Annotated in this window: 7 protein-coding genes; 5 read left to right on the top strand and 2 right to left on the bottom strand. The window is 70.4% G+C overall.

Going from position 1 to position 21,344, the window contains the following annotated elements; all coding sequences use genetic code 11:
- Positions 1–104: 104 nt before the first annotated feature.
- From AB0G08_RS11630 to AB0G08_RS11620, 3 genes are all read left to right on the top strand, one after another.
- On the top strand, positions 105–5,288 hold the full coding sequence (locus AB0G08_RS11630) for a RecQ family ATP-dependent DNA helicase (RefSeq protein ID WP_358086322.1): 5,184 nt from the start codon (positions 105–107) through the stop codon (positions 5,286–5,288).
- On the top strand, positions 5,281–11,904 hold the full coding sequence (locus AB0G08_RS11625; RefSeq protein ID WP_358086320.1) for an SNF2-related protein: 6,624 nt from the start codon (positions 5,281–5,283) through the stop codon (positions 11,902–11,904). The genes AB0G08_RS11630 and AB0G08_RS11625 overlap by 8 nt, the downstream gene beginning before the upstream one ends.
- 347 nt (positions 11,905–12,251) lie before the next feature.
- The gene (locus tag AB0G08_RS11620; protein WP_358086318.1) at positions 12,252–12,959 is read left to right on the top strand and encodes a hypothetical protein; all 708 of its coding nucleotides are present in this window, start codon (positions 12,252–12,254) and stop codon (positions 12,957–12,959) included.
- 274 nt (positions 12,960–13,233) lie between these two features.
- Here the strand turns inward: AB0G08_RS11620 and AB0G08_RS11615 are convergent, their stop codons facing one another.
- Positions 13,234–14,064 (bottom strand): IS5 family transposase, encoded by an 831-nt coding sequence (locus AB0G08_RS11615; protein WP_358086440.1) that lies wholly within the window; start codon positions 14,062–14,064, stop codon positions 13,234–13,236.
- A gap of 282 nt (positions 14,065–14,346) precedes the next feature.
- Between AB0G08_RS11615 and AB0G08_RS11610 the strand changes: the two genes are divergently transcribed.
- Both AB0G08_RS11610 and AB0G08_RS11605 read left to right on the top strand, forming a co-directional pair.
- Positions 14,347–14,808, top strand: coding sequence for a hypothetical protein (locus AB0G08_RS11610; RefSeq protein ID WP_358086316.1), 462 nt, complete (start codon positions 14,347–14,349; stop codon positions 14,806–14,808).
- Positions 14,805–17,642 carry a M48 family metalloprotease gene (locus AB0G08_RS11605; RefSeq protein WP_358086314.1) on the top strand — a complete coding sequence of 946 codons (2,838 nt, stop codon included), beginning with the start codon at positions 14,805–14,807 and terminating at the stop codon, positions 17,640–17,642. The genes AB0G08_RS11610 and AB0G08_RS11605 overlap by 4 nt, the downstream gene beginning before the upstream one ends.
- Positions 17,643–17,726: 84 nt before the next feature.
- Here the strand turns inward: AB0G08_RS11605 and AB0G08_RS11600 are convergent, their stop codons facing one another.
- Positions 17,727–21,182 (bottom strand): discoidin domain-containing protein, encoded by a 3,456-nt coding sequence (locus AB0G08_RS11600; protein ID WP_358086312.1) that lies wholly within the window; start codon positions 21,180–21,182, stop codon positions 17,727–17,729.
- Positions 21,183–21,344 lie beyond the last annotated feature (162 nt).

Here is a 21,344-nt window from a genome sequence, read left to right as displayed (position 1 = left end):
TCGGACGAGGGCCGAAACTTACGGTGCGGCCTGCTCCGGCGTGCCAGCCGGCGTTTCGACCCTCAGCTGCCGAGCGCGGGGCAGTACGGGGTCTGGGGAAGTGCATGGTGTCGCCGGTGATGCCGCCGAATCTCATGGCGGCGAGCGATGTGCTGATGCAGCGGGGTCCGCTGCCGCCGGAGGAGGTTGCCACACTTCTCCGAGCCGACGGAATCGTGGTCGCCGCCGCCCGGTTGGCGAAGCTGCCGCAGCGGTTTCCCGACGCTTTCGTCCTCGACGACCAGGGACGTCTCGGTGTCCCGGCCCAGGCCGCTCCCGCCTCCGACGAGCAGCCGGAGCCGAGGCACCAGGTCCGGGCGCCGGCGTGGCGGTGTGCGACGCCCCCGATAACGATCCCACTCGCTGACTGCGTCGTAATCGCCGTCGCGTTTGCGTCAGACACTGTGGCTGAGGCGGACGTGGCTGCGGTGCGGATGGGCGACGGGCAGTGCCGGGTCTTCCCCAGGACGGCGGATGGTGTCGCTGAGCTGGGCACGTTCGTCGCCGGGGCGGCATGCGTCGTCGCTCACGACGTCGACTGGTCGCAGGTGCCGCAGGACGCCGTCGAACAGTTGCCCGACGTGCGTATCGACCTGAGGCTGTTGGCGTTGCTGCAGGATCCCACGCGACCCGGCGTACGACTTCGAGAGTTGTGCACGGCACTCGGCGTTACCCCTACCAGTGGCGACTTGGCAGGCGATGCCCGCGCAACGGCGGACTGTCTACATGCCCTGATGGACCGGATCGACGGATCGGAGCCGTCCTGGCAGCTCACTCGCGCGTGCCTGGCGGCGGCACAGTTGCCGGTGGCCCGCCTGCTGCCGCACGGCTCGCTTCCCGAGCGTGCCCGCGACGCCGTGACCTGCGCGCAGGATCCGCTGCTCAAGCCGCTGGGCGACGGGTACCGGTCGGCCTCCGAGGCGGTCCGTCAGGTGTTCGGCCGCCTCACCGACCGCGGCTATGCCACGCGTCCGTCGCAGCATGAGATGTCCACGGCGGTCGCCGAGGTGCTCGACCACGGCGGGCTGCTCGCCGTCGAGGCGCCGACGGGTACCGGCAAGTCCCTGGCCTACCTCACGCCGGCCGCCGGACGCGCCAGCGGAGAGCGTAGGCCCGTCGTGGTCGCCACTGCCACGAAGGTCCTGCAGCAACAGCTTCGCCGCGATGTGACACGGCTGCGCGACGAGGGGCTCTTCATGGCCCCGCTCCGCCAACTCTACGGCGTCGGAAACTACATCTGCCCTCGAGAAATCGGTGCAGCGCTCGACGGCACGGACGAGGAGGCGGATCCCGATCAGTGGTTGGCCTTGGCAGTCGCGATCCGTGGTCTCGCCGTCAGCGAGACCGGGGTGTGGGACGACATCGCCGACACCGATCTTCACAACCGACTGGCCTACCGGACGGCGCGGGACACGCTACGGACCGACGCCCATTCCTGCGAACGGCACCAGTGTGTGTGGGTGGCGAACTGCCCGCTGTTCCAGCGGCTTGCCGGCATGCGGGAGCGTCCAGGCGTACTGGTCGTCAACCATGCCCTGATCGCCGCCTGGGCCCAGCTCTCGCAGCACGGACTGCGGAGCCCGGGCGACGTGCTCGCTGACGGTGCCGGCGACCTGGTGTTCGACGAAGCCCACGACCTCGAGGATTCGTTAACGAGCGCCTGGACGCAGACCGTCGGCCGCCGCGAACTGATCGGTCTCGCCGCTCGGTTGGACGGGCGGAGCGGGCTCGACCGACAACTGCGCCGCCTGGCTGCCGCCGGCACCGACCTACGCACGGGCCGCCCCCTGCCGACGATGGCCCGGCAGTTGCGCCACTACTGCGACAGCCTCACCTCCGCCGTGCTCCGCTACCTGCACGAATACGGTGGGCCAAGCCGTTCCACGGTTCCCCGCAGCGGCGTCGTGCTCTCCCGCCCGGAATACCGTCAGCTCGTCGAAGCCGTCCGCCAGACCGGCCGCGGGCTGCGGGAGCTGCGAAGCGAACTGGCCATCGTGGACACCGCCGCACGAGCGCGTTTGGCGGAGGCGGACAACACTCACCCGGTGCTGCGCAGTGTGGTGTCCCGCCTCGCCGGGCTGGTCCACACCGTCACCGAGGCCGGGCAAGTGCTCGGGCGGCTGCGGGACCTCCCTGACGAACACCTGTGGGTGTACCGCCTGTCAGCCGACCCGCTGCCCGACACAGACGACACCAACGCGCAGCCGGAGTGGACGTTCGAGTGCATCCCCATCGACGTCGGCCCCGCCTTTTCGGAAGCCGTCGTGCGGCCCGCCCGAAGCCTCACCCTGACCAGCGCCACCCTCACCTCCGGTAACACGTTCGACTACGTCGCCTCCCGGCTAGGCATCCGCATCGAGAGGGGCAGCAGCGAACCCGGCGTGTTCGACGGCCGTCAGCTAAGCAGCCCCTTCGATTACGCCGCGCAGTCCGCGGTGGTGCTCACCAACCACCTGCCGGTCCCCGTTCCGAGCCAGGAACGGGAGTTCGTCGAGGAGTTCGCCCGGGACCAGGTGGGGCTGCTGTCCCTCACCGGCGGCCGGTCCATGACGTTGTTCGCGGCCCGCCGGCGCATGGAGGCGGTCGCGCACCTTGTGCGGCAGCAGAACGACGCCCTCGTCGACCGGGGGGTGCGACTGCTCGTACAGGGCCAGGCTGGCCGAACCGAGATCTCCGAGCGGTTCCGGGCCGAGCCCGGCACGGTGGTGTACGGGTTGCGGTCGTACTGGCAGGGCTTCGACGCCCCCGGCGACACACTCAGCTACCTCATCATCGAGAAACCGCCCTACCCTCATCCCGACGACGCCGTGGTCAGCGCCCGGGCCCGTGCCATCGCCGACCGCGGCGGGGACCCGTTCCTTGACTACGTGGTGCCCAAGACCGCCGTGCTGTTGGCCCAGGGATTTGGCCGGCTGATCCGCAGCGAAAGCGACCGGGGCGTGGCGCTGATCTGCGATCGACGGATGCAGTCGCCGAGCAGCGCCAACCGGTTGCTGCTGTCCACGCTTCCCGGCCCGGAGCTGCATTACGCGGTTGATCGGGACGACGCATGGCGCTACGCGTTGCGGTTCGTCACAGGTGAGGAACCGGACCTTAGCGCCGCGCTGGCGTTGGCGGGCAACGAGGTCGACGCGATCGTGCAGCGGCTGCGGCTGGAGCCGGGGGAGGACCCGGAGCCCAAGCTGCGTGAAGGCGCGCGCCTGCTGTTCGGGGTGGAGGAGCTGCGAGAGCCGCAGATGCAGCTGATGCTGGCTCACCTTGCCGGCGCGGACACGGTCGGCGTCCTGCCCACGGGCACCGGTAAATCGCTGTGTTTCCAGCTACCGGCCCTGCTGCGTCCCCAGAACCGGGCGACGGTAGTCGTCAGCCCCCTGGTCGCGCTCATCAAGGACCAGCTCGACGATCTCCGGGGCCGTCGGGGTCTGCGCGGTGTGCAAGGCATCACCGGCAGCACCCCGGCGAGCGTCCGTAATGAGATCCTGCGGGACCTTGCCGCAGGAAAGGTGCGGTTGCTGTACGTGTCGCCGGAGCGGCTGGTGCGGGATCCGGTGCTCCGAGTGGCGCTGGAACGGCAGGACCTGGCCGGGCTCGTGGTCGACGAGGCGCACTGCGTCAGCGACTGGGGACACGACTTTCGGCCGGAGTTCCGCCAGGTGTCGCGGGCCGTGGCCCACCTCGACCGTGCGCCACGCATGGCGTTGACCGCCACCGCAACCACCCCGGTGGTGCGCGACATCGTCGCCACCCTGGAGATGCGCGACCCGGTGACGGTCACCCGGCCCTCCGACCGTCCGAACCTCCGGTTCCAGGTCACCAAGGTCGCCGACGAACGGGAACGCGCCCGGGAACTGCTGCGCATCGCCACCGCCATGGGCTCCGCGCCGGGCATCGTGTACGCATCGCGGCGGGCGGTCACCGAGGAGATCGCCGCGCTGCTGCGACGTGCCGGGCTCGCGGCCCGCCACTATCACGCCGGTATGGTGCCCGAGCAGCGCGAAGCCGTCCAGGACGACTTCCTCGCCGGGACCACGCAGGTCATCGTTGCGACCAAGGCGTTCGGCATGGGCGTCAACAAGCCGGACGTCGGCTGGGTGGCGCACTACGATCTGCCAGAATCGCTGGACGCGTACGTGCAGGAGGCCGGGCGGGCGGCGCGCGCCGTCCACCTGCGCGGCGAATGCGTCCTGTTGTACGGCGGCGGCGACATCGCCCGACGGCGCGCCCAGGTGGCCGACGCGACGGACGCTGACCGGCGGGCCCAGACGCAGCGGGTCTTGACCCTGCTGGGCGGCCAGCGCAGGCGCGGCGGGGACGTGGTATTCCACCAGGAGGAACTGGCCGAGGCGGCGGGCGTCGAGGCGGACGAGCTCAACGTGTTGCTGGGCTGGTTGGAACGCGCCGGAGCGGTGGAGCAACTCCCGGACTGCTCCGCCCGCGGCACAGTGCACGTTGGGGTCCGGGAACCGGAAGACCAGCAGGAGCGACGCCGGTTCCGACATGTGTCGGTGCTGCTGCGGATGCGGCCGCAGGTTGGCAGCCGGATCGACTTTGACCGCCTCGAACAGGAACACGGCATCGATCCCGACGAGCTGGAGCGCGACCTTGTCGCCTGGTCCCTGGACCGGCTCATCACGTTCTCCTCCTCCCAGCGCTACCGTCGATTGCGGCTGCGGGCAGAGCAGGTCGACACGGCCCTGCTGACGCGGGAGATCCGACGGTGGAACGCCTGGCAGCGGGAGCAGCTCGATGCGGTCATCTCCTACGTCGGGGGCACTGGGTGCCGGCGGGCCGCCATCGTTCGGTACTTCGGGTTTCCCGCGTACGAGTGCGGCGGCCCTCATGAGTCGTGCGACGCCTGCGGGGGCAGGCCCGCATGGCACGATCTTCCCGCTTCGGCGGTGCCCGACCCCGAGCAGCTGGTCAACGTAGAGCTGACCGTGCTGCAGGCGGTGGGGTGGGCGTCGACGCTACGAACGGGCCGCTACGGTGCGGTGGGGTTGAAGGCGGCAGTACTGGGATCAGAAGTGCTTGCTGGGGGCCATCCGATCGGTGCGGGCCTGCGTCGCTGCCCCCAGTTTGGTGCCCTGCGGTACTTGCGGGGGGCCGACCGGCGCTGGGACGAGGCGGCCGCTCGCCTGATCGCCAACGGGCTTCTCGTACGTGACGAGGTCAGCAGGGACGGCAGGAGTTACACCAGCCTGGCGATCACAGGTGCCGGGCGGGAACGGTTGGGGGGCCGACGTGGGTGAACTGGTCAGTGCCGAGCGGATCATCACCACCGAATTGCTGGAGAACGGGGAGATTTCCCTGGGGCCGGTCGAGCAGACCCGGCTCGGGCTTCCCAGCCACTCGGCAGACTTGGGCCTCGTCGTGGACGACGAGTTGCTCGCCGTGGCGTGGGTTGCTGGTCGGCGACGCCTGCACGGCGAGGCACTCACCGAGTATCTGCAGGACACGGCCCGAGTAGGGGGCTTGCTGCGGCTGGAGCGCCGCAGCGATGGCCCGCTGCGGCTCGTCGTCTCCGCCCCGGGAGTCCCACTGTCGTACGCGGTTCGCCTTCCAGGCGCTGTCGTCGCCGCGTCGGCCACCCCCGCAGCCAGCGGCGCAGCGGCTGCGCGGTCCGCTGCCAGCCCTCGGCGTAAGGCCAGCACCGGAGGCCGGTACCGCCTGCGCAAGCGCGAGGAGTACACCTGGCAGGGCCACATCGGCTTTCTCAAGAGCGCCCGGAAACACGCCGTGGGCGCGCTGAAGAACCGTGGCTGGGACCCGGCCGACGCGGTCGAGCTGCGGCTTGAGGGGGAGCGGTTGGCAACCCTTGACCAGTTCGACGAGCTGCTGGCCATCGACGCGGCGCACATCGAACACATGCCGCACCAGGAAGCGGCGGCCCGCACGGTGTTGACTCGGATGGGCGGGCGAGGAATCCTCGCCGACGAGGTCGGTCTCGGCAAGACGGTCGAGGCAGGCCTGGTCCTAAAGGAGCTCATGCTTCGGGGATTGGCACAACGAATTCTGATCATCTGCCCGGCACCGCTGCGCGATCAGTGGCGCGATGAGCTACGCGACAAGTTCGACGAGGATTTCACGGTAGTGGCCAGCGGCCAGGACGCTAGGGCCTTCGAGCAGGACCGGGTCATCATGACCCTGCAGCTGGTGCTCCGCAACGCGGAACGGTTCCGTATGCGGTTCGACCTGGTCATCGTCGACGAGGCCCACCGACTGTCCGGCGCCGGCGCAAAACGCACCCGCGAGATCGTCGGCGACCTCATCGCCAAGGCGCCTCGTGCGCTATTCCTGTCGGCCACCCCGGTACAGAACAATTTGTTGGAGCTGTACCGGCTGGTCGAGCTCCTGCGCCCCGGCACTTTCGACTCCGAGTACGACTTCTCCCGCCGCTTCGTCAACCGGCAAGACCCGCGCCGGCCGGTCAACGCCGTAGAGCTGCGCAAGCTGATCAGCAGCGTGGTGGTACGTACGACCCGACATCAGGCCGGGGTCGACCGGGTGCACCGGATGCCTCCGCAGGACCACGGCGTTGTGTTGACCCCACCGGAGCGTCAGCTCTACGACCTCCTCCTGCACACGCTGCGGCATCGGATGACCGGTCCGGCCGACACGATGCGCCGTCGGCAACTTGCGCTGCGGCTGACAGCCTCCCCGCAGGCGGTGTCCCGCAGCGCCCTGCGGATGGCCGAACGGGAACCGGACCGGCAGGTGCGGGAAGTCCTCGCCGAGATCGGTCACCTCGCAGGGGACATCCGGCACACGTCCCGCGAACAGACCGCGCTGAAGGTCGTCCAGCGTTGGCTCGACGAACACGGGCGGGTGCTGATGTTCACCCAGCACACCGACACCCTGACCGGCATTCTCCGGCTGCTGGACGGCGCCGGAATCAGCGCTGCCCCGTTCCACGGCGGGATGACCCATTCCGCACGCAGCGCTTCCGTCGCTGACTTCCGTTCCGGTCGAGCCCGGGTGTTGGTCTCCACGGACGCCGGTGCTGAGGGCCAGAACCTGCAGGTGAGCAACTGCGTGCTCAACTATGACCTGCCGTGGAATCCGATGCGCGTCGAACAACGCATTGGCCGGGTGCACCGACTCACCCAGACGCGTGACGTGCACATCGCGAACCTGTTCGCCCGCAACACCCTCGACGAGGCCGTCTACCGCCTGCTGCATGACAAGCTCGCGATGTTCGAACTGCTCTTCGGCCAGGTGGTCACTGTCCTCGGTGAGCTGGAGGGCACGCAGGATTCCAGCATGGAGAACCGGGTGCTGGAGGCCCTCTACGCCAAGAGCGACGCCACCATGCAGCGCCGGCTGGATGAACTCGGAAGCCAACTGGAGCAGGCCCGCAGCCGCGCCGTGACGATGATGACCGCTGACGCGGGGCTGAGCGACTGGCTCGCCCAACGGCAGGAGGAACGGCGCAAGCGCGCTGCTGAGCCGGAGGCTCGGGAACTGCTGCCGCAAGCCTCGAAGCGCCCGCGTCGCCGACAGAAGGACCTTGAGCAGTTTGTCGCTCGTTTCCTGACGTCGGCCGGTGCGACGTTGACGCAACCCTCGGAGGGGCTCACCGTCGCTACTCTGCCCGACGACCTCGCCGAGGCGCTGGGCGGCCGTCGCGAGCTCTTCCTCGCCTTCACCAACGTCGCGTTGGACCACCACCCGGAGGCACAGCTCTGCGTCGTCGGATCCGAGCTCTTCGATGAGCTGTTGGAGGTGCTGCGCGAGCGTGGCGACCTGGCCGGGACCGTCGCCCAGATTCCCGAGGTGCACCAGCGGCCGGCGCTCGCCCACAGCCCGGACGTACAGCTGGTCAAGCGCCACATCGAGCCGGTCGACGAGTGGGCCGCGCGAGCCACATACCGAGTGCAGGAGGGCGCCACGAGCGGCAACCAGCAGCTTCTGAGCGTCGCTGTGGGGCCGGCCATCGACATCGTCCGGCGCCGGACACCACTGGCCGATGGAGCCCCCATGCCCACGGAAATGGTGGAGAAGGCCGTCCTCGATATCGTCGATGGTCAGGCGGCTGTGAGGCTGCGTCAGACCCTGCAGGAGGCGCGTGAAGCAGAGCAACGTCGGCAGCGGGAGGCACAGGAGGCGCTGGTCGTCAACCTGGAGAAGCAGCTCAGGGCGGCGGAAAAGGTATGGGAAAAGGCGCAAAAGACCTGGCACAAACGGGGCGCCTACGAGGCGTACGACGAGCTGCAGGAGAGGGAACGCCAGCTGACCCGGGCGATCGAGGCCGCCCGTCGACCCGCATCGACGGTCGTGGACTCCGAGCTGCGCGCCGAGCTGCTCACCCTCGAGATGCACGGTTCGGACCGACTGCTGGTGGTCGAACGATGGGAGCACATCAACGGCGCCGTCCGCGAACTGCGGTACGCGTGGACGGGCAACCTCGCCCGGCACGGTCTGACCTGTGAGGCGACCGGTGGGCCGCTCGACACGCTGAGCCTGTGCGGCGGCGGTCACGCCGTCGACCGGTCGGCACTGTCGACTTGCCAGACCTGCGAGACCGACTGGTGCGGCGCGTGCGGCCCCACGCGAGCGGTGCAGCCCTGCCGAGGCTGCAAACGAGTGTGCTGTGCCACCTGCCGTACCGGTGGCTCGCTCTGCGCTGGCTGCACCCGGCCACAGCGCGCAGCGGAGCTGGACAGTGAGTGGGAGACCGGTTGGCGCCTGGGTGGCGCGGCCTACCTGCTGGTCGGGGAGCGCCACGCCCTGCTCGTTGACGGACGCGATGACCGGCAGACGCTGGTGCCCGCGGCGGACGCCCAGGACCCGGTTCGGGCGCGGCTGCGGGGACTGGCCCACCGGCTGCGACTACCTGCGGGCGCCGGCCTGGTCGGGGCAGCCCCGAGGGGCGCGCCGGCCGATCTGACGGCGGGCAGTGCGTGGGCGAATGTGTCATCGTCGGCGTGGTGGACCTGGCAGCCCGGTAGCGGGTCTGGCATCGACCGCGAGGTGGCCGACCTGGTGCCCGAGCTTGCCGGTCCGCCGGTGACCGCCGAGGACGAGGCCGGATTCAGCGCGCTGCTGGCCGATCTCCGTGCCCGCCACGCAATCCCAGCCGCCCCAGCCCTCGCGGCGATGCCGTTCGCCGTGGTGCAGCGGGTTGACATCCAAGACGGGCAGTTCGTCTATCGAGAGATCTGGCACGACGGTGACCGGGATCCCCAGGTGGTTCTGGAGGATCGCGAGCCGCTGCAGATCAGCCGCCACGACGTGGCACCGTTCTGCCGGTCGGTCGCGGAGACCGTGGTGGGGCCGGTCAGCGTGGAGGTCGACCGACTGCACCGCTCCTACCTCTGCCTGCTCACCGACGGCTCCCGCAGCAGCACCCTCTTCGTCCCGGGACTCCCTGGCGCGACGGTGCAGGCAGAGGAACATCTGGCGCGCACCGTCATGGCCGCCGGTCTGCCCGCAAACCGGGTGGTCGTCCGACACCCCTGGAGCGCGCCGCCAGCCGACGACCTGCGCTACAGCACGGCGGCCGCGGATGTCGCTGTGACGCGCACGGTGGAGACCCACTGGACCTTGGTCGAACAGGAGATCGGCGATCCGGAGACCGGCCTTCTCGGCCCGGGCACCACCGCAGGAGAGTTCGCTACGGCCGTCCTCGCCGATGACGCTGCCTTGCGGCACGCTCTCGACCAGCTGGCGGATCCGGTGACCCCAGTCTCCGCCTCCGACTGCCTGACCATCGACGAACAGTGGCAGTCCTCGCACGGCGCGGCAACCCGCCGCTACCTAGTCGCTCCGGCTATCCCCTTGAACGCGCGGCTGCTCGCCGGACGGACCCTAATCCCGTCCGGCCGGACGATCGCGGTGCCCCTCACAGACGGCAGCCCGGCGCGCGGACCGGTGTACGTAGACAGCGGCGGGCACCTGGTCAGCAGCCAAGAGGTAGGCGACTGTCCAGTCTGCGCGCGCGCCTACGGGCCGTGCTGTGGTGACGGCGGAGTCATCAGAGACTGCCCGTCCTGCCAGCGGCCCGCATGTGGCAGCTGCCGGTCGAACGACCCGTCCATCGTGACGGCGGCCCGATGTGGGCGGTGCGGTGACCACTCCTGCGGCGAGTGCTCACGTCACCTGCCCGTGTACAGCTGTCAGCTGTGCGGTCGCGATGTCTGCCCGACCTGCAGTCCCGGCCCGGTCTGCCTCACCTGCGAACACCTCGCCCCGGCCGCTGCCAACCAGATCGCTGGCCTGCCCGCCGAGCTGTGCGCGGACGGCCTGGCCGTGCTCATCGGTGAGGACGACGGCGGCACGGTGACGGTACTGCACGGCGCCACGCGCTCGGAGGTGGCCGTCGTATCGTCGTCCGGTCTGCAACGTTGGGAAACCGTCACCAGCGACGACGAGATGCTCCTTCGGGTGCGGCTGGGCGCCGCCCGGCTGGCCGGGCACGGCGACGTGAACGTCCGCGCTGTCTCTGCAGAGATCCCGCCTAGGCCCACCGACGCGCTGGTCCTTCAGCACAGTCACGACACGACGTTCCAGTGGATCGTGCAGACGGAGGACGTTCGGCATGCCGGCAATGGCCCTGGTTTGGCGGACATGGCAAGTGCGGGGGACCTGGACGCGGAGCTCACCCGCGCATTCGACACGGCGCTGCATGATGCAGCGACGGACGTGCCTGTGCCGACGCCAGCGTCACCTGCCCGCCGGCAAGCGATCCGCCGGCGGACCGTTGCTCTTCCCGCCCCCAAGATTCGCACGGTCGCCAGCGCCTGCCGGCAGCACACCGAGACCAGCCTCACGCTCACGCCAGGCGGCTTGGTGCGACGCAGAGCTGTCGGCAGCAAGATCTTCGAGGAGCGGGCGGACTGGCAGTTGCCTCTCGACGCGCCGGCGTGGGCGGGTGAGGGTTGGCGTCCCACGCCACAAATCGTCTCCACCGCCGCACTGGACGGTTGGACGGCGGTGGTTGCGGCTGTCGGCAAGCACGCTCTGCTCGCGCTGCGCCACCGTAGCGAGAAGCCGATCTGGTATCGGCTCAGCGAGGATACCGAACAGGATCTCTATCGGGCGCTGCTCGGCTCGGAACTGCTCGGTAAGCACGCACTGGTGACGGTCGTCGACCACACGTCCGTCGATCAGCTCAGTGGACCAATGATCACGCGGTCCCGGCTGATGGAGCGTCGTACCTCTCCGCTCGTGGCGCAGCTGCCCTTCGGACAGCCACGACGCAAGGCGCTCTCACCCGCCGTCGCCGTCGCCACGATCGTTCCTCATACCGCACCGGCCGCGCCCGCACCTGTCGCCGGCCTGCCGGACCTCATGGTGCGGGAACTGCTTGGCCGGGTGGCGGCTCACCGTGTTACCCAGGTCGATGTCACCGTCGGCTTGCGGGTGGAGGAGCAGTGGCGCCTGCCCAATGGGGAGATGCTGGGTGTCAAGTACGAGGTGCCGGCGGGACAGACCACCGGCTACCTCACCGATGTCGTAACCGGCCATCCACTTTCCCAGGCCACCACCTGCCGACGGAATCACCTGGTGAGGTCCCTGGAGTTATGCAGCACCTGCATGGGTGCAACGTGTGCCGTGTGCCCCGACGCGGTGCGGCCCTGTGCCCTGTGCGGAGGGCGGCTCTGCGGCAGCTGTGTCGCCAGCCCCGACGGTCGATGCCCGACGTGTGCGCAGCTACGAAAGGTCGGGTTGTTTGAGCGGGGGAAGTTCGGCGTGTCGATGCGGGGCGCCGCGTGGCACGGCGCGGGCGAGCGGGTGGAGGTCACGGTGCGTCGCGATAAGGGAGGCTGGTCGCTGGAGAGGTGGGACAAGGACGGACTAGTCAAGGCTCCCCTCCGCGGCGATTCCTTGACATCCGTCGCCCGCATGCTCGGCGAATCCCTGTGAGCGGTGCTCGAGGATGCTCTGAAGCCTCACAGATTGCCGTAGCAGCCGGCTAGGAGCGGAGGCTTACGGGGATTGTTTCGCCGCCGTAAGTGGATCGAGTGAGAAAGAGAGCCACTGGTGTGGGGGCGGTTGCCGCGCCGGCCAATATGGATGTGAGAGGGAAGGGCTTGTCTCGGACGGAACAGCCGTTTGCGTTGTGGATCGGACGGCTGGAAGAGCAGACGGTTGTGGCCCTACGGCCTATGATCGTGCCTGGCAGTAGAAACGGCGAGCCGCGTAAGCCCGGCGGACCTTTCCGAAAGGTCATTCCTGCCGATACCAAGCTCGCGACCGGCAGAGAGACGGCCATGGCGGCCGTGCTGCTGCTTGCCATCATCGGAGCACTCGTCTCCTGCCTCGGTGAGGCGGCCTGGCCGGTCCGGATTGGGCTGGTCGTGCTCGCGTTAGCCTGCCTCGTCATGCTGGGGACCTCCACCTCGAGTGGCGTGACCTTGAAGCGGCTGGAACGTTTTCCGGACGACCACGTCATCCTCCGGGACCGATCTGGTCGGACCAGATTCAACAAGATCGAGGATCTGGGTCGGCGGATCGACAGGAACACTCCGCTACTGCAGCGGATCATTCCTCGCGAGGACGCCAACTACACGTTGGTGCACGCGCTGTGGGAAGGGGCTCGGTTGGTGGCCTGGCACCAGAACGTTCGAGCGGCAATCGTCGAGCTCAGCAGACAGAACACCACGAGGCTGCCGCCAGGCAGCGCGGAGCTTCGCCAGCAGTCGGCCGAGCGGGAGCGGACTATGGCGTTACGAGGGGATATCGAATCACAGCTTTATGAACTATGCGCCAGGCTAGAGACGCTGGCGGACGCCGGTGACGAGTTCCTCCGGGAGCAAAAGAACCGTCAGGTAACCCGACGCGCGCAGGAGAGGCTTGCCGACGTGGGCTCTTCGGCGACTGGCGGCAGGCTGGGAATGGTGGATGAGTTGGCGGATCACACCCTCGCGCTGCTGCAGGCGTACGAGGAGCTCACCGAGGCGTACGTGAGTACCGGGTAGCGATTTGCCCGTCACGGCAACAGCTGCGGATTTCGCGAATCCATGCCGGCTTCAAGGAGAAGTAGCCCTGGCTGCGTTCGTCTCTTCCTGGTAGGGCGCTTGGTTGCGTTTCTCGAATCAGCGTCACCAACGCCATCGAATCCAGCAACTTCCATGTGGCCCCCACGCTTGTAGCTCGTCATGCTTGTCGAGGGGAGCGCGCTGGTGAGTGACTCACTGTAGACCACGGAGGCTCTAAGAGGGCATCTGATCTCGCTTGGTGAGGTTGGTCCGATTAGGTGGTTTCGTTTCGCCAGGTTGGGGTGGATTCTCCGGTGAGGTAGCGGCTCATTGTGTTAGCCATCGCCCAATGGATCATCGCCCGGGTGCGTTGAGGGAGGGTCTCGTAGTCACGGACGAGTCGTCGGTGCTGCATCAGCCAACCGAAGGTCCGTTCCACGACCCACCGCCGGGGCTGGACTTGGAAGCCCTTCCGAGCGGCGCGGGGCACCCGCTCGACATCGATTCCCAGTTGGGCGCCGTGCGCCTGTACGGCGGTGTTGTAGCCACCGTCGACCCATGCCTTGACCACGGTCGGATGGTCCGCGGACACGCTGGTGAGCAGGTGCCGGCCGGCGGTGGAGTCCTGCACCGACGCGGCGGTGACGATCACAGCGAGGAGCAGTCCGAGGGTGTCGGTGGCGATGTGCCGTTTGCGTCCCTTGATCTTCTTCGCCGCGTCGATGCCTTGGCTGTCCTCACCGACGTTGCTGGAAGTCTTCACGCTTTGCGAGTCCAGAACCACCGCTGACGGGCTCTCGCGGCGGCCGCGAGCGACCAGGACCCGTTCCCGCAGCAGATCGTGGATCCGCTGCGTCGTCCCGTCAGCTTCCCACTCGGCGTAGTAGTCGTAGACCGTCTTCGCTGGCGGGAAGTCGTGCGGCAGGTACTCCCACGCGATCCCCGTCCTGGCCACGTACAGGATCGCGTTGACGATCTCGCGCAGATCATGCACCGGCCGGCTGATCCCCAGGCCCACCCGCGCCGCCCGCCACGCGGTCAGGACCGGCTCGATCAACGCCCACCGCTCGTCCGATAAATCCGACCGATACCCACGCCGCTGCACGCCCACGCGGCGATCAACGAACCAGCCCCATCACCGCAACGGCCGAACGTGAATCAGCCACTACACGGATCAGATGCCCTCTAAGTGCTGAGCGACCGCCCCTCAGTGGGTGAGAAGTTGAGGATGACAAGGAGTCGGCCACCACTGCGCCCGGGCCGCCTTGGCACCGATCCCTGGTCAATATGCTCGGCCCCGAACTCCTGGGCCAGGACCGTCAGATCTCGGTGCCGGAAACCTTACTGTCGGGTTTCCGGGCTGGCGTCGTACCGGCACGATGGCATCGTGACCGAGCCCCAGAACGTCGCCGCCGATCTGGTCGTGGGTGCTGCCCACGCGGCGGTCAGTCGAATCGCCCCCGAGGAACTTCCGGTCTTCGACGAGGTGGCCGCCGGCTGGCGGCGGCAGCTGTCGAAGGGATCGGCGAGCTGGTCCGTCCCGCAGGGCGGGGTCGGCTTCGGCATCGACGTCACGCTCGTCACCGAGCTCGCGCTCCAGGTGGTGGCCGCCGCCGTGGGCGAGGTGTTGGTCCTCGGCGCCGCCACCGTCCGGGCCGGCCTGCTGCGTCGCCGCCGCCGGGAGCTGCCCGCGCCGCCCGACGCTCGACCGGGGCTGGAGCCCGAGCAGGCACGCCGACTGCGGGAGGCGTGCCTCCGGCACGCGCTGGCGCTGGGCCTGGACGCCGGCCGGGCGGAACTGCTCGCCGACGCGGCCGTCGGCGCGATGGTCGATCCGCCGGACGCATGACCGGGCCCGGCGCCGGCGGGACCCACCACGAGGGCGGCGCGGCCGCGGACGACACGACCGGCGGCGAGGTCGGCGTCGGCCCCGGCCCACGCCTGCCGCCGGACCGGCTCGGCTGGCTCTACGCGCTCGTGCTGGCGTCCCTGATCAGCGTCGGGCTCAGCGCCGGTGGGCTCTACTTCCTCGCCGACCGCTCGCTCTCCCGGCCCTGGGCGGCCGCCGTCGACGTCTGCACCCGGGCCCATCCGATCGAGGCGGCGGCGCAGTCGGCCGGCCGGGACCGCTGCCTGGCCGGGCAGTTCCGCCGGCGTGGAGTGGTCATGCTCGCCGGGGCGGGGATCGCGCTGGGCGCGGCGGGGGCGCTCGTCCTGGCACTGCCGCTGGCCGACCGGCGTCGGCTTCGCCGCCGGCTCACCGTGCCGGGCGCGCAGGACCGCTTCGCCGATCTCTGCGACCGCAACGGGGTGGCCGCCCGGCGCCGGCCGAGGTTGGTCGTCGCCGCCCCGCCCGTACGGCAGGCGTACACCACCGGTGGCGTGGTCGGCAGGCCGACGGTGGTGCTCCCGGCCGCCGTCGCGGTGGCCCACGCCGATGCGGCGCGGTTCGACCCCGTGGTGGCGCACGAACTCGCGCACGTCCTCGCCCGGGACGTGGCCTGGGCGTCGGCCGTCCGTGCCCTGATCTGGCTGCCCGTGCCGGCGGTGCTCGCCGCCGGCCTGTTCGAGGTGGCCTCCTTCGGGCTGAACGCGACCTACCTGACGGCGCTCGGCCGCGCGACGGTCGTCGCGGTGCTGACGGCGCTGCTGGCGGCCGGGCTGCTGCGCCGGCGCGAGCGGGAGGCCGACCGGTACGCCGCCGACGCCGGCCACGCCGGGCACCTGGCCGCGCTGCTGCGCGCCGGGACCGCCGCGCGAGGGCGTCGGCTGCTCGCCCGGCATCCGGATCCGAGGACCCGGGCGGCGGCGCTGGGCCGGCCGGCCGACCCGCCGGGCGGCGCGGTCCACGGGCTGGCGGTCGGCGCGGTCGCGATGCTGGCGGCGGGCGCCGCCGACGCCCTCGTGCGTGACCTCTTCCTGACCGCGCACACGATCGTCGGCCCGCCCGTCGCGGTCTGGGTCGGCGCCGTGCTGCTGTGCCTCGGCCTGCTGCCCGCGCTGGTCCGCCGGGCCGCCGCCGGCGCGGGCGGCTGGTGGCGTCCCGTGCTCGGCGCGGCCGTCGGCTTCGCGGTGACGGCGTTCCTCGCCACCGCGCTGCCGGTTCCGGGCAGCTCGGGTGTGTCGGCCCGGCCGGACGTCTCCGTCGCGCTGCTGGTCGCCGCGCTCGCGGGACCACTCGCCGCGTCAGTGGCCGGGCTCTGCGTGCTGCTGGCGCGGCTGGTGGTGGCCCGCCGGCCCGGGTCGGTGGGCTGGCGGTCGGCCACGTACCTGGTCGCGGTGGCCGCCGCTGTCGCGGTGCTCTGGCCGTTGCCGGCGCTGGCGTCCGTGCCGACCGACGGACACGCGGCCCGGGCCTGGCTGGTCTTCGCGCTGCCCCGCAGCGGTTGGCCGCTGCTCGCGCTGCTGGTCCCGGTGCTGGTCGGCGCGCTGCTGCGCGGCGCCGGGCAGGGGCGCCGACGTCCGGCGCGGCGGTGGGACCGGGGGGTCGTGGCGGTGGTCCTGACCGCCGTGCTGCTCGGTGCGGGGGCCGCCATGTGGCGGACCGAGGTGTTCCCGCCGCACACCCTGGCCGAGGCGAACCGGCTGGCCCAGCAGCGCTGGCTGCTCTGCGCGTTCACCGGCTGGGCGGTCCTGGTGGTGCTCGCGCTGGGCCGCCGCGCCGGTGTCGGCCGGGCGCTGACCGCCGGCTGGGCGGCCGGCACGGCGGCGGCGCTGCTGCAGTACGCGCACGCCCTGGCGACCGGGCGGGCGGACGGGCTGGACACCGCCGAGGCGCACCTGCTGGCCCCACTGGCCTGGCTGGGCTACCTCGTCGCGGTCACCCTGCCGTTCCTGGCGTCCCGGCCGGCCGTGCCCGGACCGGCCCCGTCCACTCCGGGCGGCGCCCGGACGCCCGTCGCGGCGGTCGGGGCGCTGGCGGCCCTGCTCGCGGTGGCGGTGCTCGGGCCGGGGATCCCCTGGGCGTACGCCCCGTTTCCGGTGGCCGGTCAGACCGGAGCCGCGGCGGCGTCGACGGCTCCGGTCGCCCCGCCGGCGCCCGATGCCACCCCGGGGCCCACGCGGTCCGCTGCAGGGCGGCCCGAGCCCGGTCGGCCGCTCACCCGCGCGGAGGCCCGCCGGGCGGCCGGCGCGGTCCGGGCGGTGCTGCCGCGGGGTTGGCGCGTTCCGCCCGACCGGGGCGACGGCGGCGGCTCCCGGATAGACCCGTCGGCCTGCCGGCCCCTGGCCGAGGACGCCTACCTGGACCGGCTCGGCGGCGCCGAACGGGTCCGGGAGCGGGCCCGCTACGCCACGGTGCCCGGCCTCACCGCCACCGCGTCGGCCGAACTGGTGGTCGAGATCAGGTCCCACGCCGAACCGGTGCCCGCGTCGGTGCTCGCCGAGGCGGAGTCGGCGCGCCGGGCCTGCCCCCGGTTCACCGCCCGGGGCGCGGACGGCTCGGCGGTGCGGTTCGCGGTCGACGCGCAGCCCCCGCCGGCGCTCGGTGAGCAGTCCTGGCGGGTGGACTACCGGCTCAGCGCGGGCAGTGGGCGGACGCGGATCACCGGACAGTCGGCCTTCGTGATCGTGCGGGCGGGGCACAACCTCGTGACCGTCTACGCCAGCGCCATCACGGAGCCCCTGGACGAGCGGCTGCTCGATGCGGCGGTCGAGGCCGCCGTGGCCGGACTGACCGACTGACCAGCCGACCGTAGATCCGTCTACGGCGGGGCGACGGCCGAGGGGACGACGACCCGCGCGATCGTCGTCCCCTCGGTGCTGCGGTCAGCGGATCGGTTCGACCCAGATGTTGCGGTAGTGGACGTTGAGGCCGGGGTCACCGTGGTCCTGCAGCCGGATCGGCCCCACGGAGGGGCCCTCCGGGGCGCCGTTGCCCGTGGGCCCGTTGATCACCGCGTTGTCGTGGACGGTGACGCCGTTCCACACGACCGTGACCCGGGCGTTCTCCGTCTTGATTCCGGCGCTGTCGAAGCGGGCCGCGCGGAAGGTGACGTCGTAGGTCTGCCACGTCTCCGGGGCGGTGGCCGCGTTGACCGACGGCGCGATCTTTCCGTAGATGGCGCCACCCTCGTCGTTGGCCGGGGTGGTGTCGCCGAAGGAATCCAGGACCTGGAGCTCGTAGCGGTCCTGCAGGTAGATGCCGCTGTTCGCGCGGGCCTGGCCGGTGACGTCCGGCGGGAGGTTGGGCAGCCAGAACTCGACGTGCAGCCGGAAGTCGCCGAAGCTCCGCCGGCTGCGGATGTCGCCGCCGAGGACCTCCACCCCGCCCTTGGCCAGCGGCCACGTCGCCGGGGTGCCGTTGGTGGACTCGAAGTTGTCGAGGCTGGACCCGTCGAGGAGCGTGACCCGGCCGGTGTCGACTCCGGAGCCGTGGGCCTCGAACTCGTAGATGCGGGCCGCGTTGTCGGTGGTGCTGGTGGGCTTGGTGACGTTGAGTCGGACGTATCTGGCCTGGGTGGGGGAGACGTCGTGGGTGGTGGTGCTGGCGGTGTTGGCGGTGACGTTGGCCGTCGTCGTCCACGTCGTGCCGTCGGTGCTGGTCTGGATGGTGAAGTCGCGGGTGTTCCAGGCGGGGTCCTCGCCGCCTGCGCCGGCGTGCTTGACGACGAAGCGGCTGACGCTCTGGGTGGCACCGAGGTCGACCCGCAGCCACTTGTTCGTGCCCGACGAGCACCACTTGTCGCTGTTCCCGCCGGTCACGCTGCCGTTCACGGCCTTCGCCGGGCCCTCGGTGGCCGAGCAGGAACTGTCGGCCGTCGCCGCCCTGCCCAGCGCGAGGTTCTCGGTGGCGGCCTGCCCACCGTAGGCCTCGAACTCGTAGATCCGGGCCGCGTTGTCGGTGGTGCTGGTGGGCTTGGTGACGTTCAGCCTGACGTATCTGGCCTGGGTGGGGGAGACGTCGTGGGTGGTGGTGCTGGCCGTGTTGGCGGTGACGTTGGCCGTCGTCGTCCACGTCGTGCCGTCGGTGCTGGTCTGGATGGTGAAGTCGCGGGTGTTCCAGGCGGTGTTCTCCCCGCCTGCGCCGGCGTGCTTGACGACGAAGCGGCTGACGCTCTGGGTGGCGCCGAGGTCGACCCGCAGCCACTTGTTCGCGCCCGTCGAACACCACTTGTCGAGGTTGCCGCTGGTGACCGTTCCGTTGACGGCCTTGGCCGGGCGCTCGGTGGCCGAGCAGGAACTGTCGGCGGTCGCCGCCCTGCCCAGCGCGAGGTTCACGGGCGGCTGCTGACCCGGGATGGCGTTGAGCGTGTACCACGCCTCGGTGCTCCACAGCGACTGACCGTTGCTGGCCGCGAACGGCCGGGGCGATCGGACGTGCACCACCCGACCAGGCTTGAGGCCGTTGGTCACCAGCGTGACCGTCCTGCCGTCCTGCGACAGGGTGGCCGACGAGACCGGCAGGCTCTCCTCGTCGATCTTCGGCCCGCCGTACGCGGCCGTCGCCACGTAGCGCCACTGCTTCACCCGGTACTTCGTGGCCAGTGCCGTGGCGGTCGCCGCAGACAGCGGCTGGGTGTACTCGATCTCGAAGCCGTTGGGCAGCGCCCGCATCGCCCGCATGTCGAAGTGGTTGGCGCCGTTCGGGGCGATCTTCTGTAGGCCGTAACTGAGCTTGCCGTCCTGCCCCCAGTTGCCGCCGCCGTGCAGACCGCCGGTGTAGATGGCGCCGTCGGGGCCGACGCTCACCTCGGACACCCCCGCCTCCAGGCCCTGGGTCATCCGGAACAGCGCACCCTGGTACTCGCCGTTGACCTTCTCCAGGTAGGCGCGCTGGAGCCCGCCGTAGGTCACGTCGCCGATGACCATCTGCCCGGCGAAGGGGCCCTGGGTCAACATGACCGGGGTGCTGGGCGAGTTGCCGATCTCGTTCTGCGGCATCCAGAGGACCGGCTGGACCACCGGGTTGTCGTCGAACGGCCCGGGCGGGTTCATGTAGTGGTTGAAGAAGCGGCCCTGCTTGACGTGCACGAGCTTCGACGACGGCAGCCAGCCACCCTGGTTGTCGGTGACGAAGATGTCACCCTCGGGGCCCCAGCCGATGCCGTGGGGAGTACGCAGGCCGCCGGCCACGTAGTCGATCGCGCCGGTGCTCCGGTTCACCCTGACGGTCGTGCCCCGGTTCGGCGCCGGTTGCGGGTCGGTCGTGGCCCCACCGTAGTTGATGGACACCGAGAGGTTCAGGTAGAAGTACCCGTCCCGGTACAGCAGGCCGAACCCGAACTCGTGGAAGTTGTTGCCGAACGGCCAGGTGGCCACGGTGCGGTACTGGTCGGTCACCCCGTCGCCGTTGGTGTCGTTGAGCTCGGTGAGCTTCGCCTTCTCCGCGACGTAGATCTTGCCGTCGACGATCTTGAGTCCCATCGGCTCCTGCAGCCCGCTCGCCACCCGCTGCCGGGTCACCTGGGCGGGGCTGGCGGTGCCGGTGACGTTGCCCAGGATCCACACCTCGCCCACGCTGGTCAGGGAACCACCCCAGGTGGCCACGGCCAGGCGGCCGTCGGGGAACCAGTCGAACCCGGTCACCTGCGGCTGGAAGCCGCTCGGGCGCAGGTCGGTCAGGGTGTAGTTGGGGTGCACCGAGGTGAGCGGCAGCCCGTCGCCGGGGGAGTCGCCACTGGCCTCGCACTCCTTGCGGCCGGGTGCGGTCACCCGGACGACGCCGGCGTCGGTGCTCAGCGCGGAGTTCGGCACGTCCACGAACGAGCCGGAGCCCGGGGGCTGCCACTGCAACGTGAGCTGCTGGCCGCCCGTACGCTCGAAGTGCTCGATGCGCAGGGAGTGGTATCCGACGGTCAGGTCGACCGCACCGTCCTTTGGCGCTGGGCCGTGCGCGCCGTCGTGGTCGACGATCAGCGTGTCGTCGATCAGCAGGCGTGACCCGTCGTCGCTGATAAGCCGGAAGGTGTAGCGCCCGGCCTGGGTGACGTTGACGTTGCCGAGGACGTGGACCAGGAACTGGTCCTCGATGCCGAAGTCGGCCGCGGTCGTCCAGTTGATCGTCGGCATGAGCTTGTCGACGTTCGGGGTCTGGCCGGCCTTGAGGGTGCAGAGTCTCTCCAGCGGCACCTGCAGGTCGAAGACGCGCAGGGTGACACCGGGTTCCTGCGGCGGGGGAGCCGCACCCGCACTCGGCGGGGACAGCCACAGGCCGGCGACGGCCAGGACGGCGGTGAGGGCGCTCGCGAGGGACGCGCGTGCTCGTCGGGACGGTCCGAGCATTCTTCTCCTCCAGGGGAGCGGGACAACGACGTGCGTCGTCGCGCGGCGCTCGGGCTCAGCGGCGGGCCCGGGACATCGAACGGACATCGTTGTCATGTCCTGATGGTTGGCCTGGCACGCCGCTGCCTGGTGAGGCAACACTATGATTCTTAAATCTAAATG

The organism is Micromonospora sp. NPDC023644 (genome assembly GCF_040640115.1).
GTDB lineage: Bacteria > Actinomycetota > Actinomycetes > Mycobacteriales > Micromonosporaceae > Micromonospora.
Note: the sequence above shows the minus strand (reverse complement) of the source record. Positions and strands in the feature narration are given on the sequence as shown.

What these genes read in the sequence shown, in the direction of transcription:
- AB0G08_RS11600 (WP_358086312.1), bottom strand. Translation starts at nt 21,182, where the DNA reads ATGCTCGGACCGTCCCGACGAGCACGCGCGTCCCTCGCGAGCGCCCTC.
- AB0G08_RS11620 (WP_358086318.1), top strand. Translation starts at nt 12,252, where the DNA reads ATGGCGGCCGTGCTGCTGCTTGCCATCATCGGAGCACTCGTCTCCTGC.
- AB0G08_RS11630 (WP_358086322.1), top strand. Translation starts at nt 105, where the DNA reads ATGGTGTCGCCGGTGATGCCGCCGAATCTCATGGCGGCGAGCGATGTG.
- AB0G08_RS11605 (WP_358086314.1), top strand. Translation starts at nt 14,805, where the DNA reads ATGACCGGGCCCGGCGCCGGCGGGACCCACCACGAGGGCGGCGCGGCC.